Source organism: Runella rosea (genome assembly GCF_003325355.1).
GTDB lineage: Bacteria > Bacteroidota > Bacteroidia > Cytophagales > Spirosomataceae > Runella > Runella rosea.
The window spans coordinates 1783400-1797037 of record NZ_CP030850.1 but is presented as its reverse complement, the minus strand read 5'-3'; the positions used below and the strand labels follow the sequence as shown (position 1 = coordinate 1797037).

Here is a 13638-nt window from a genome sequence, read left to right as displayed (position 1 = left end):
GGTGTTAACTTAACGTCGGCGAGGTTTCAAACCTCGCCGACGTTGTTTTGTAGGTTATTATTCAAACCTCGCCGACGTTATTATTTAAACCTTGAAGACGTTGTTTATACAATAGGTTCCTGCTGACTCAGGCAGTGAAAACTTCCCAATCCCCACACGATTTCGGTCGAATCAATTCCCACCACCTTTCGGTCGGTAAAACACTGACTCAGAATGTCTAACGCGCGTTGGTCATTATCGCAGCGAAACGTGGGCACAATCACGGCGGCATTGCTGATGTAAAAGTTGGCGTAAGAGGCGGGTAGTCTTAACTCATCACTGTATACAGGCGTGGGCATTGGCAACTCTACGATATTGAGTTGTTTGCCGTTGAGCAACCGCATTTGCTTCAATTCGTGCAGATTGTCTTGCAAGATTTCGTAATTGGCATCCGATTTATTTTCTTCAATAATCGTCACCACGGTGTCTTCGTTCACAAACCGAACAGTATCATCAATGTGTCCGTCGGTATCGTCGCCCACGATGCCGTCGCCCACCCAAAGAACCTGCTCTACCCCGTAATAATCGCACAGATATTGCTCAATTTGGCCTTGATTGAGGTGTGGATTGCGGTTTTCGTTCAACAAACACGCCCGGCTCGTCATCACAGTTCCTTTACCGTTGAACTCTACCGAGCCACCTTCCATAATGATGCCCGGCGTAACGTATTCCAACCCTAAATAATGCGCAATAGCCACGGGAATGAGGTCATCGTTGTCGAAAGGAGGATACTTTCCACCCCATGCATTATAGCCCCAATTCAACACCAAACGCTCCTTAGTGTCAGGGTTGATGAGAATTCCTGGCCCGTGATCGCGGCACCATGAGTCGTTGGTGGCGTGTAGCGGCAATTCAATTTGATTCATGTCTACCCCTGCGTTGAGCAGCTGGAGCTGTATGGTTTGTCTGACGATTTCGTTGTGGGCATTGATGCACACTTTTTCGCCTTCGCTGATGGTTTTGATAAATTCAAGGTACGCAGGAAGCATTTTCGGCTGACGCTCGTACGTCCAAGAGGCTTCAGTATGCGGAAAACTCAGCCAAGTAGCGCGGTGTGGGTGCCATTCGGCGGGAAAGAAAAAGCCCCGTTGTTTGGGCGTGGATTGATTTGACATATTGCTGATATGCTGTTTCATGTTTTGTGGCGCAAAAATAGGGAGAATTGTAGATTGTTTTATGCGCAAGTTGCCATCCACTTTCCCAAAATACCCTTATATTTATTGAAAAATTACATTCATTTACAAACCTTTCTACCCCATGCGTACCAGCTTTTACTCTTTGTTAGCCCTTTTCTTTTTCATTAGTTTGGCCAGTCAGGCGCAGAAAAAATTTCCTTTCATCAAGAGCGGTGGTAGCATGTTTGAGGTGCCAGAGGCCGAGCCTATTGCCGATAAAAAGATGAAATACAAGGTATTGTATGAAATTTCTAAAGGTGCCGATAAGCCAGATTCTGTCAATGCTACGCTAGACAAATTGGCTCGCTTGGTCAATCTGCATCTATCGGCGGGCATTCCCAGAGAAAATTTAGACGTGGTGGCGGTGGTTCATTTTTTGGGTACACCCCTGATTTTGAGCGACGAAGCCTACCAAAAGAAGTTTGGAATGCCAAATCCCAATACCACCCTTATCAACGAGTTGACCGCCAACGGTGTCAAAATATACATTTGTGGACAATCTCTCTACATGCGTAAAATGGAGAAAGAGCCCCGTAATCCAAACATCAAAGTGACGCTCTCGGCCATGCTGCTGATGACTACCTTGCAATCGAAGGGGTATGTGATGGTGATACCGTAAATTTGTAATCTAAGGTTTGAAGTAAGGGCAGGTTTTACGTGTGCCCTTACGCGTTTGAATTATAATTTCCCGCCAAATCCGCCCAAAGCAAGCCGACATTCTTTAATTTTGCAGCCAACATCCAATCGCTTCCATTTTGCTTTTTAAGAATATACTCGGTCACGACGATACCAAGCGCGCGCTGATTCGCTCCGTACAGAATAACCACGTTGCGCACGCCCAGCTTTTTGACGGGCCAGTGGGTGGGGCGGGCATTGCGTTGGCGTGGGCGTTTGCTACGTTTGTCAATTGCGAAGACCGTCAGCCCGATGATGCCTGTGGGCGCTGTGCTTCCTGCTCTAAGATGCATAAGTTGGTCCACCCCGACGTGTATCATATTTTTCCGTTGCCTCGCACCCCCAAAGAAGGAGAAGATTTATTGGGCGAACTAACGCCTAAATGGCGCGCTTTTTTGGAAGAGCATCCTTTTCGAACGCTCCCCGAATGGTTGGCGTGCATCAATGCCACGGGCAATCAGCAAGGAATTATTCCCATCAAAGAATCAAGGAGTATCGTTAGTAAGCTGTCACTCAAGGCGTTTGAGGGGGAATTTAAAATCATGTTGTTTTGGCAACCTGAGTTGCTCAACGTACAGGCGGCCAATGCCCTGTTGAAGATTCTGGAAGAACCGCCTGAAAAGACCCTGTTTTTGATTGTTTCTAGTCAGTCGGATAAGTTATTGACCACCATCATCTCCCGCACGCAACGGGTAGCTATTCGTGCCTTTACAGATGAGGAAGTGACGCAGTTTTTGGCCCAAAAGGGCATTGATGAGCGCCAGGCGCGGCAGATTGCGTACCTCTGTGAAGGGAATCTTGCTGAGGCCATGCGCCTGACCAATGAGACGGAAGACGACCGCCACGCGTGGTTTGCGCAATGGATGCGTAAATGCTACTCGCGCGACTTTGTGTCCTTGGTCAAACTTGCGGATGAATTTGATACGTTGGGCAAAGAGAAACAAAAAGGGATTTTCGACTATACCCTCAATCTGTTTCGGGATTTGTTTTTGTGGCAAAACGGTGTGGAAGAATTGCTACGGTTGCAGGATGAAGAGCTGAGTTTTGTGCAAAAATTTGGCAAGGCAGTCAACCCAGGAGCCATTGAGTTATTGATTCAGGAAATCACCGATGGTTATTATCACCTCGAACGAAACGCCCGCGCCAAAGTGTTGTTTTTGGATATTTCATTGACGGCGGCCCGAACGATGCGCGCTTAATCAACTGTTTTTTTGAGAGAAAGACACTTAAAGGTGACTTTTAGGCAATTAAACGGTCTTGAAGGAGAAGCACTTTTAAACTTTTAATCACAATGAATATCATCATCACGATCGTCGTTGGGGCCATTGCTGGGTGGTTGGCAGATTTAGCCTTCAAACGTTTTTCATTTTCGACCCTTTATCAAATCTTATTGGGTATTGCAGGGGCTTTTGTAGGAGGGTATCTCTTTGACGGAGAATTTCACACCATGCTTGGATTGCCAGACTTTATAAGTTGGGTTTTGGAAGCTTTTAGTGGGGCCGCCATTATTTTATTAGCAATTATTTTATACCGAAGCCTTACTGCCAAAAAATAAGTTTAAATCACTTTATTTGGACAATTACCAATAAAAGTCATCGGTCAACTAAGATTGACCGATGACTTTTATTTTATCTCTCTACTTTTCGGTATGTTTTAAGCACGCCTTGATTTATTCCAAACAACAATTCGTTGTTTATGGATAAAATGCTTCTTACTTCGCCATTGATGTAAAAACCAGAGCTATGCTGTGGAACATAGCTAAACGTTCCGTTGCCGTTGTTATGGAGCAGCGTACCGAAATTGGCGTCGTACTGCCCGAGACGGAGACGGGTGCGGAGTTGATTGCCGCAAAGGAGCAAATCCTTTTTTCCGTCTTTGTCATAATCCAATGAAATCAGGGCGTGAATGGGAGAGGTCTGCACTTCGATGGGTAATTTTTTGACCGTAAATTTTCCAGCAGGGCCTTGCTCAAACCAAGTTGTAGCCAAATGATTGGCTTCGAGCCGTGTGGCGCCTTCAAGCTCCGATGCCGTAAATACATCTTTGAGGGTAGCGTCAGCATAGGTTTTGTAATCAGGATACCGCTTTCCCATAATGGGTAATTGCCCGATCAATTCGTCGCGGGTGATGTAAGGGTAACTTTTCCCTTGGATATACGTACACAAAATGGGGTCAATACGACCATTTTGGTCAAAATCCTTGAAATAGAGTTCGGCGGGTTGTTCGGGAGAAGCTTTCACTTGGCTATTGAGCCCCAAATTTCCGACGATTAAGTCCATTTTTCCATCGCCGTTGAAGTCGTCCACCAGCAGTTTATTCCACCAACCGCTATAGTTTCGGTCAAAGTATTTATCAGTTTTATTCTCCAGTTTACCATTACTGTTTTCAAAAACCATCAAAGGCATCCATTCTCCCACCACAATCAACTCGGATTTTTTATCTCCGTTGAGGTCGAGCCAAGCGGCATCGGTCACCATGCCGATTTTTTGAAGCTCAGGAGCCACAGAAGCAGTGGCATCTTTGAAGTTCCCTTTGCCGTCGTTGAGCAAAATAAAACTAGAGGGAATTTCGGGGTAACTACCCGGCACAACGCGTCCGCCTATAAATAAATCGGGTTTCTGGTCGCCGTTTAGGTCAGTAACCCGGACGCAACTTGTGCTGACAAGCATGGACGGAAGAGCGGTCGTATTTTTGGCAAAATTTCCTTTTCCGTCATTGAAATACAGCGCATCTTGTAACAAAGCATCATTGGGCTCGAAATTGGCGTAACCTCCGTGACAAACGTACAAATCGAGGGAGCCATCACCATTGGCGTCGAAAAATACCGCGTCGGAAGCATCGCTTTTGGCGTCGATTTCAAAAGCTGCTTGTGGTTTTTTGACGAACCGTGGCGACGGGCCGTTTTGCTGCAAAAACAGCGCTCCAGCCTGTCCATTGCCGCCGCCCACAAATACATCTTCCAAGCCATCGCCATTGACATCGGCCTTGGCTAGTGCCGGACCCACGTACGATTGTGGATTAACCATCAGAATCTGCCTTTTAAAATCATTGTAGGCTAAAGCAGGCTGGGCATAATTTATCCCCGATGGAATCCCCGACGGCATTTCTTTAAACAGCGGTTCTTTCGAAGCAGGCGTACCGATGGTTTCATTGGCGTCCTTTTCGTTCAGGGTTAGCCATTGATCTCCTTTAACGTTGGAAAGGCGCTGTTGTTTGCCGTTAGGCCATTGTACTTTTAGCGAATCAATCGTTGTGGCGTTTCCCAATCCAAAATGCAGTATATTGGAAACACTCGACTGATACCCACGCATGGGCATTTGCTCTAGGTACTGGGTTTGGCCTTTTTGGTACAGAATGACCTTCGCCCCTATGCCCGAACGGTTGAGTTCATTGCCCACCAATGTAACTTTCAGGTAGTGATTTTTGAGCAATTGTTGGGCTTCATTTTGGTAGATAAATGCGGGCTGATTTACGTTGTTGACCACCAAATCCAAGTCTCCGTCGTTGTCTAAATCGGCATAAACGGCTCCGTTGCTGTTAGAGTTTTGCCCCAAACCCCATTGCATTCCAACATTTTTGAAGGTCAAGTCTTTGTTGTTTTTATAGAGGTAATTCACCACGTTGGAAGCGGGCATCTGCTGCACGAGATTGAGCACATCCTGCCGCCCGATGTTGGGTTGATTCTGCTGAAAATCGTTCATGTATTTCAGAAAATCGAGGTTGGTGTAGTCGCGCAGGTAGCCATTTGTAATATAAAGGTCTTTCCATCCGTCGTTGTCATAATCGGCAAAAAGCGCTGCCCAACTCCAATCGGTGTTGGAGATGCCTGCAAGTTGACCTATTTCAGAAAACCTTACCCTGCTATCTCCTTTCTGGAGAGAGAGGGTATTCAACTGCAACATATTCCTCATGTACTGCTTATGAAAACCCGACCGGACCACCATGTCAAATTTCTCGTAGTTGTCGGGGGCCATGAGGAGTTTTTGACGTCGATTTTCTTCTGGCAACATATCAAGCGTGAAAATATCGGGCGTGGCGTCGTTGTTCACGTCAGCCACGTCGTTGCCCATGGAGAAATGAGAGGTATGTCCTATCGAGGTAGTAAGTTGGTCCACAAAACCACCTTTTTTGTTATTGATATAAAGATGGTCGGGGATGGTATAGTCATTGCTGACGTAAATATCCGGCCAGCCATCTTGGTTAAAATCGGCGATGCCCGCCCCCAGACCGTAGGAGAGGGGAGAGCTGTTGATACCTGCTTTGGTAGTAATGTCAACAAAACGTTTGCCCTCATTCCGAAAAAGCCGAGAACCGCTTACAGGGTCGTCTTGTTTGTTGAATTCTGCACTGTTTGATTCATTCAGAACGGGCAAGGACTTTATGTTGTGATTAAGTAAAAACAAGTCCAAGTCACCGTCACGGTCATAATCGAAAAAGTAGGCATTTGTGCTCGATGAAGGGCCGTTTAAGCCATACTCAGCGGATTGATCCAGAAATGTTGGGATGCCTTGGGCGTTGTTGCCTTGATTGATAAACAATTCGTTGGCTTTCTTCTCGGGGGGGAGATTGCCCGAATGACAAATGAAAATATCCAATTTCCCGTCACCATTGACATCTGCCATGGTCACTCCAGTCTTCCACGGTCCTTCGCGTCCGGCAGCTCCCGAGGCGGCGGTAATGTCTTCAAACTGCATTTTTCCTTTGTTGAGGTAGAGTTTGTTGGCGCTGAGATTGGCAGTAAAATAGAGGTCTTCCAGTTTATCGCCGTTCAAATCACCCACCGCAACGCCGCCGCCGTTGTAGAAATACTCATACATCAACACGTTAGTATTAAGGCCTTCATTGATGATATTCTGAAAATCGACGTTGGTTTTTTCAGGAGTAAGGAGGGTAAATAGCGTAGGTTCGGTTACTTCCGTTTGGGTATCTTTTTGTTCTTGGCAACTTGTCGATAGGAATAGTACAATGATGCACCCTGCGAGCAGTGTAAGATGTTTCATCAATAGAAGATAAAGTAATGCTAAAAAATTTAATGAGGCCTCAAAGCACCTTTGGGTGCTCAAAGCAGCTACAAATTGAGTAAAAATGAATGGTTATAGCAAATGGCATTTATTCATTTATTGGGGTAATTCACTACAAAATTGAAGGATTTTTTTGAGATGATCTTCATTCTCTAAATCAAGATTTTCGGCTTTGAAATAGTCTTCAATGGCCTTTTTATGGGTTGGGAAAAGTTTTAAGAACCCTCCTTTGGTAGTTTTGTAAAAACGATGGTTTAAGTCCATTAGGAAATACAATTTATCTTTTGAAAAAACGATGTCTCCTTTTGATGCAAGTTTTTGGACTGAACTATTGCCCGTAGAAAGCATATTAACTTCTCTAATAGACGACGTGGCGGAGGATTTGCCCATCGCGGCCATTTTTTCAACAGCGGCTACTTTAAACATCGTCTTGACCACCAAGTACGCTTTAGGATACGTGGCGATGCGTTCTACATACCCGTGGGCCACGTCATAGTAAAAGATATTCTCGCCAATTTGAATCTGTTTAATGGTTTTCTCATTAGCCAAGGACAAGGTGTCTTTGGTTAGGCTAAGAAACTGTACTTCTCCTAATTGAAAATTGTAATTGAGTTTTGCCGTTGCGGGAGCAGCGTTGAAAAAAGATACCGTCCCCTCTTTGAATTGTGGATAGCGATAACGCTCAGCTACAGGAATTGCGTATTTGAGGTCGGTATCGGCTTTTACCCTGATTGCTTTGGTGTCTTGTGCCTGTAACGCCAATGAAAAAACTCCAAAAATGAACGATAAAATGATGCCTGTTTTCATGGTTTCTGTTTTTTGGGAATAATATTTCTTAATAAACAAATCTACACAAACTTCTCTGTATGAGGTTATAAATTAAAAAAATCTATGCCCTACAATTTTTGAGAGCATAGATTTATAAAAGTCTTGGAGAGCTCTCTAAAGCTCTCCAAGTGCTTGTGATTCTAATTAATAACCTGGATTTTGAACCAATTTAGTGTTCCGGTTCATTTCGTTCCGGTCAATTGGTAAATAGTACAGTTTATCAGCCCAGCTGCGGTTTTCCTTACCTGGGTCAATTTCAAATACTGTGTAAGTGTAGTTGTAGTTTTCTTTATCGTATTTATAAAGACTAACTGTTTTGCCAGGTTTGAGTGTACCTACGATGCTGATACCGTTGGCTTTGCGTCCTAAGGTAGTAGGAGCAATCATCCAGCGGCGAGCATCATGGAAACGCTGCTCTTCCAAGTACATTTCAATGCGTTTTTCGTTGCGGAAACGTTGTCTCAGCGCATCTCCTGACTCAGTAATAGCGGGCATACCAGCACGGAAACGAATCTTGTTCAACCAATTACGGGCTTCTTCGTCCTGACCTAGCTCAATACAAGCTTCGGCGTAGTTGAAAACCATCTCAGTGTAGCGCAAGATAGGCCAAGGTACCTCTTGCCACGTATTTTGGTCAACGATGGCAGGGTTTGGATCGGTAAATTTACGGATATAATAACCAGTATAGCTTCCGTTCCAGTCTTCGATTGGGCTTTGGCGAGTATCCAAACCAAAGTGGGTTACTTTAGCACCAGAAGCGTTTACGATTTCGTAACGACCCGTTTGGATTTGGCTTGCAGGGTCACGGGGTAAGTTGGCATTGCTACGCACTTTCCAAGGTGAACCTTCGGTCAAGATAGACGCATAGAAACGAGGGTCACGATTTGCGTATGGATCAGAAGCTTGTGCAGGGTTTTTCCAGTCAAACTTGGTTCCGTCCATCATTTCGTAATCATCAACCATTACTTGGATAGGGGTATTACCTGCCCAGTTGTTGTAGCCGTTAGGACCATTGAAAAGTCCTTGACGTCCGCCGTTTTCTTGTTTTGCGTTGATAAAATAACGCGCCATCAGCAACTCGTTTTGACCGCCATTGCGCGACAATGAGTTGTTCATGTAGTTGGTTGTTCCCTGTTGAGCAGAGACGGGTGCAGTCAAATTCAACAAGTTACCGTAGCCTGGCAAATCCAAAACTGCTTTAGCGGCAGCTTTTGCTTTTTGCCAACGGTCGGCCTGCGAGCCTGTCACGTTTGCTACTAATTCAGGTTTTGTGAAAGAAGAAAGTACTGTAGATTTTGCTTTCATCTTGGTAGCATCGTGCAAATCGCTGGCATCGTACGTTAACATACGTGCTTTAAGCGCCAAAGCAGCGGCTTCAGTGGCACGGCCAGCAGCCATGCTTTTACCCTTTAAGAGCGCAGCGGCTTCGTCCAAATCTTTGACAATAAAAGCGACTGTCTCAGCCCAAGTATTACGAGTAGCCATGTAATCGGCTTCACCCAAATCATACGGACGATCTACCAAAGGTACGCCGCCGTAGTAGCGGGCCAACTGATGGTAAAAATAAGCACGCATAAATTTGGTCTCACCCGTCAAACGCTCTACGATGTTACCCGTGTTTGTAAACTTAGGGCTGGCGAGATTTTTGAGGGCAAGGTTACACGAGCGAATACGCAGGTACATTTGCTGCCAGCTGATGGTGTTGTTTACCCAACCGATGTCGGCGGGGTTTGAACGGCCCTCAGTGATGGTCGTAATACCGCGACCTGGGTGAGTAAAGATGGTTTCGTCGGTTAATGAAGCCAACATTTGTTCGTCAAAACCACCGTTTCCGAAGCCTGCATAAATTTCAGAAACAAATGCTTCGGCAAGCGCGGCATCCGTCCAAACGGCATTTTCTGAAAGTTCGTTTAGGGGTTGTGTGTTAACAAAATCGTCGTTACAACTGGTAACAACTACCGTCGCAGCAATAAGGGAAGCGACTAAGAGTTTGTACTGTTTCATTTTTTTCTGGTTAAATGGTTAGAATGCCGCAACAAGACCTACGTTCAGGATTTTTTGCTGAGGATAATACTGTCCAGTAGAGTTATCTGTTTCGGGGTCAAATACCTTTAACTTATCAACCGTAAAAAGGTTTAAACCATTGAAATATACGCGAAGCGTGTTCATTCCGATTTTCTTCACCAAAGTAGAAGGAATATTGTATCCAACTTCCAAGTTTTTCAAGCGGAGATAGTCAGCATCTCTGAGCCAGTAGTCGTTGCCACCAGAAAAATACTGGTCGTTACGGTTGGCAATGCGTGGGTGCTTGTCGCTTGGATTGTCGATTGTCCAACGATTTTCGTACATATCCAACAAGTAGTTACCGATATTACCCATCTCTGCGGCACTTACAAATTGCTTTGCTCCGGCTGCTCCTTGGATAAGGACGGTCAAGTCAAAGTTGCGGTAGCTAGCCGAGAGGTTAACTCCACCCGTAAACAAAGGAATGTTGGTGAAGTTGTTACGTACTTGGTCATCAGGAGTAATTTTTCCGTCACCGTTGTAATCTTTGTACTTCATGTCGCCAGGGCGGAGCGTGTTTACGATTGCCTTGTAATCGATGGTGTTGGCATCGATGGCGGCTTGATCTTTAAACACCCCGTCGTAGAGGTAAGTTTGGTATGTAAACATCGGCTTGCCCGTTGTTTGCTGCCATGCAGGTGCTCCCGGAGCTTCATCCCAGAACAAAATTTTGTTTTGAGCATATCCACCGTTCACGCTTACATTATACTTAAAGCCATCTTTTTGGTTACGGTAACCGATGTTAAATTCCCATCCCTTGTTTAGCACTTCTCCCAAGTTTTGACGTGGAAGAGTCAAACCTGTACTTTGAGGTACTGAAGCGTTTTTGGTCCAAAGAATGTTGGTACGCTTGTTTGAGAATACGTCAAATTCAAAGAAAACGTTACCGTTAAACATCTGTCCTTCCAAACCTAAGTTAGAGTTGGTAGCTACTTCCCAAGTAATTTGGGTGTTTGGGATACGTGCTTCAAACAACGTTTTTGTTTCAGCATTTCCTAAGATATAGCTTCTGAATCCGTAAGTTGAAAGGTACTGATACGAAGGAATTTGGTCATTACCCAATTGGCCGATTGAACCGCGCAATTTTAAGAAATTAACCGCAGGGAGTGCTTTTTTAAAGAATTCTTCTTCTGATACAACCCAACCTGCCATAATTCCTGGGAAGAAGCCGTAACGGGTTTCTTCAGGGAATATGTCTGAACCATCATAACGCCACAAGAACTCGGCGAGGTACTTCTCTTTGAAGTTATAACCTACACGACCGAAGTAGTTAATACGAGCTGTTTCAAACGCACCACCGTTGTTGTTACGTTGCAAGTCACCACCCGCAAACATCTGGTCGAGGGCAGTCGAAAGGAAGAAACGACGGAAGGCCGAGAAGTTATCGCCTTTGATGGTTTCGCGGTTTGTACCAGCCAACAAGTTGAAGGTGTGATTACCAATGGTTTTATCATAAGAAAGCACCGTACCCAACAAGATGTTAAGCTGATTGATATTCACTTGGTTCAAGCTTGGATCAGCAGGACCTCTACGGGCAGGAACAAGATTTGGATTGCCATTGGCATCTACTCCCGAACCTTTTTGGTAAAGCGTCCATGGAATCAACCACGTTTTGTTATTTTGGGCTAAGTTGTCAACAGCGGCATTCATGCTCAATTTCAAGCCTTCTACGCCTGGAATTTTGATGTCAAGCTGACCGTTTGATTGGAAATAATTGCGGGTGTCGCGGTCATAACCAGCCAAGTCAGTCGTGATTACCACAGGGTTTTGTCCGTTTTCGATGTCTGGACCAGGACGGCCATCAGGCCAGAAAGCAGGCTCTTGGGGTTTTCCGCGCATCAACATCCGGAAGATAGCACCAGGAGATTGTGTAGAATAACGACGCGCTTCCTGACGACCTACTACGCCTAAAGTCATGGTTACGTACTTGTTGATTTTTGCGTCAAAGTTCAAACGCATATCGTACTGCTTGTAACCCGTAGACGACTGGATGTAGTTAGCATCTTGGTTTTGGTAACCCAATGAAGCCAAATAAGAGAAGTTTTCGGTTCCTCCGTTAAGTTGGAGGTTGTGACGTACCTGTGGCGACCAGTTTTTGAGGGTAGAACCGTACCAGTCAGTGTTGGGGTAGTTCCATGGGTCGGAGCCGTCAGCGTATTTCTGAATAGCTTGGGGAGAAAACGGAGCGTTACGTACGGTACCGTTGGGGCGGGTAAATGAGCCCGTTGTTTTGTAAGCTTGGTTGGCAGCAGCCCATTCAGATACTGGAAGTTGATAAATGTCCAAGTCGTTGAGCATACTTGTATATTGTGCAGCATTTGTCAACTTAGGAATAACAGTCGGGTTTGACCAACCTTGGTTGAGCGAGTACGACAACTCAGGCTTACCTGTCTTACCACGCTTGGTCGTAATCAGAATAACCCCGTTGGCCGCCCGTGAACCATAGATAGCTGCTGCTGCATCTTTCAATACAGAGATGCTCTCGATGTCGGCAGGGTTGATACGGTCAAGACCACCAGCACGGTTAGGGATACCGTCGATTACGATAAGTGCACCGTTGTTGTTCAATGTATTTGAACCCCGGATTCTGATGGCAGAGCCGTCACCACCTGGCAAACCGCTGCGGTTTACGGCAGTTACCCCTGGTAAGCGTCCAGCAAGAGAGTTGGAAAGGTTGGCCGCTGGTGATTTTACCAAGTCGGTTCCTTTGACCGATACCACAGAACCCGTAACGGTTTCTTTCTTTTGGGTACCATAACCTACCACAACTACCTCACTCAGTGCGGCAACATCTTGCTGCATGGTAACATTTACGGTAACGCCCGAAGGTGTAATTTCCTGTTTGGCAAAGCCGATGGCACTGAGAACCAGCGTACTTCCAGGAGCCATCCCAATTTTAAAGTTCCCATCTGCGTCAGAGTTGGTACCTTTGGTCGTACCTTTGACCAAAATACTTACCCCGGGTAGTGGTGCACCGGTAGGGTCTTTGATCTGACCCGACACTGTTCGTTCTTGAGCGAACAAGCTCAAATTCGCCCAGAGACAGACGAATAGCAGTAGTAATTTCTGCTTCATAGAGTAATTGTTTAGTGTAAAATAGATAAATGAACTTTAAAAACGTACAAATGAACTTCAAAATAAGGAATAGAATATCATTTTATATCGAATAAATATTGATATTTTTTTCCATCAACAAAGGTACTATGCAAAATGTTGTCTGATTGACTCTCTTTTTGCATAAAATCATACTATTTTAACAGAAAATGTTGTTTTTTTGGGATAAATGAAACCTGCGAGAATAGTCAATAGGAATATCTCCATCAAGGGAGAAATACGGGTGATAGGTCGTACCGACAGTGTAGATTTTCCCGATTTGGGCTTGGCGGATGTTCGCGCCAAAATAGATACGGGGGCTTATACTTCTTCCATCCACTGTTATAATATAAAATTGACGAAAGAGAAACTTGTCTTCTATTTGCCAGCGCATAAGGGAGAAAAACGAAAACGGTTTGTGGCTAAAACATTTGAGCTGAAATCCATCAAAAATTCATTTGGACAAACTGAAATGCGTTATGTAATCAAAACGCGGATTGTGATTTTTGGCAAAGCTTTTCAAGCAGAATTTTCCTTGGCAGACCGTGAAAAAATGCGCTACCCTGTATTGCTGGGGCGAAAACTTCTACGAAATCGTTTTTTAGTGGATGTCTCATTAGAAGACCTTTCTCTCTCCCAAAAAAGAACCGCTGCTGAGTCGGTATTGCATTAACAAAAAGATAACCTTGATTCAATCAACTTCCCATTAATTTTACCCCACCGCTATGGCTCTGTTATGCTAC

At 45.0% G+C, this 13638-nt stretch carries 9 protein-coding genes; 4 read left to right on the top strand and 5 right to left on the bottom strand.

Features of this window, described 5'->3' with window-relative positions; translation table 11 throughout:
* Window positions 1-104: 104 nt before the first annotated feature.
* The gene (locus DR864_RS07675) at window positions 105-1175 is read right to left on the bottom strand and encodes an agmatine deiminase family protein (protein WP_229599543.1); all 1071 of its coding nucleotides are present in this window, start codon (window positions 1173-1175) and stop codon (window positions 105-107) included.
* A gap of 121 nt (window positions 1176-1296) precedes the next feature.
* On the opposite strand from DR864_RS07675, the gene DR864_RS07670 reads away from it, so the two are divergent.
* The 3 genes from DR864_RS07670 to DR864_RS07660 all read left to right on the top strand — a co-directional run bounded on the left by DR864_RS07670 (window position 1297) and on the right by DR864_RS07660 (window position 3444).
* Window positions 1297-1833: a DsrE family protein gene (locus DR864_RS07670; protein ID WP_114066405.1), complete on the top strand. Its 537-nt coding sequence runs from the start codon at window positions 1297-1299 to the stop codon at window positions 1831-1833.
* A gap of 136 nt (window positions 1834-1969) precedes the next feature.
* Window positions 1970-3088 (top strand): DNA polymerase III subunit, encoded by a 1119-nt coding sequence (locus DR864_RS07665; protein WP_114066404.1) that lies wholly within the window; start codon window positions 1970-1972, stop codon window positions 3086-3088.
* A 92-nt stretch (window positions 3089-3180) separates the two neighbouring features.
* Window positions 3181-3444: a GlsB/YeaQ/YmgE family stress response membrane protein gene (locus tag DR864_RS07660; RefSeq protein ID WP_114066403.1), complete on the top strand. Its 264-nt coding sequence runs from the start codon at window positions 3181-3183 to the stop codon at window positions 3442-3444.
* A 73-nt stretch (window positions 3445-3517) separates the two neighbouring features.
* Here the strand turns inward: DR864_RS07660 and DR864_RS07655 are convergent, their stop codons facing one another.
* The 4 genes from DR864_RS07655 to DR864_RS07640 all read right to left on the bottom strand — a co-directional run bounded on the left by DR864_RS07655 (window position 3518) and on the right by DR864_RS07640 (window position 12877).
* Complete coding sequence (locus tag DR864_RS07655) at window positions 3518-6889, bottom strand: VCBS repeat-containing protein (RefSeq protein ID WP_114066402.1); 3372 nt, start codon at window positions 6887-6889, stop codon at window positions 3518-3520.
* Between the two features lie 117 nt (window positions 6890-7006).
* On the bottom strand, window positions 7007-7717 hold the full coding sequence (locus DR864_RS07650; protein ID WP_162793633.1) for a hypothetical protein: 711 nt from the start codon (window positions 7715-7717) through the stop codon (window positions 7007-7009).
* Window positions 7718-7882: 165 nt separating this feature from the next.
* Window positions 7883-9742 (bottom strand): RagB/SusD family nutrient uptake outer membrane protein, encoded by a 1860-nt coding sequence (locus DR864_RS07645; protein ID WP_114066400.1) that lies wholly within the window; start codon window positions 9740-9742, stop codon window positions 7883-7885.
* Window positions 9743-9760: 18 nt separating this feature from the next.
* Complete coding sequence (locus tag DR864_RS07640) at window positions 9761-12877, bottom strand: SusC/RagA family TonB-linked outer membrane protein (protein ID WP_114066399.1); 3117 nt, start codon at window positions 12875-12877, stop codon at window positions 9761-9763.
* Window positions 12878-13085: 208 nt separating this feature from the next.
* Between DR864_RS07640 and DR864_RS07635 the strand changes: the two genes are divergently transcribed.
* On the top strand, window positions 13086-13568 hold the full coding sequence (locus DR864_RS07635; RefSeq protein WP_114066398.1) for an ATP-dependent zinc protease family protein: 483 nt from the start codon (window positions 13086-13088) through the stop codon (window positions 13566-13568).
* Window positions 13569-13638: the final 70 nt, after the last annotated feature.

What these genes read in the sequence shown, in the direction of transcription:
- DR864_RS07675 (WP_229599543.1), bottom strand. Translation starts at nt 1,175, where the DNA reads ATGAAACAGCATATCAGCAATATGTCAAATCAATCCACGCCCAAACAA.
- DR864_RS07670 (WP_114066405.1), top strand. Translation starts at nt 1,297, where the DNA reads ATGCGTACCAGCTTTTACTCTTTGTTAGCCCTTTTCTTTTTCATTAGT.
- DR864_RS07660 (WP_114066403.1), top strand. Translation starts at nt 3,181, where the DNA reads ATGAATATCATCATCACGATCGTCGTTGGGGCCATTGCTGGGTGGTTG.
- DR864_RS07655 (WP_114066402.1), bottom strand. Translation starts at nt 6,889, where the DNA reads ATGAAACATCTTACACTGCTCGCAGGGTGCATCATTGTACTATTCCTA.
- DR864_RS07650 (WP_162793633.1), bottom strand. Translation starts at nt 7,717, where the DNA reads ATGAAAACAGGCATCATTTTATCGTTCATTTTTGGAGTTTTTTCATTG.
- DR864_RS07645 (WP_114066400.1), bottom strand. Translation starts at nt 9,742, where the DNA reads ATGAAACAGTACAAACTCTTAGTCGCTTCCCTTATTGCTGCGACGGTA.
- DR864_RS07640 (WP_114066399.1), bottom strand. Translation starts at nt 12,877, where the DNA reads ATGAAGCAGAAATTACTACTGCTATTCGTCTGTCTCTGGGCGAATTTG.
- DR864_RS07635 (WP_114066398.1), top strand. Translation starts at nt 13,086, where the DNA reads ATGAAACCTGCGAGAATAGTCAATAGGAATATCTCCATCAAGGGAGAA.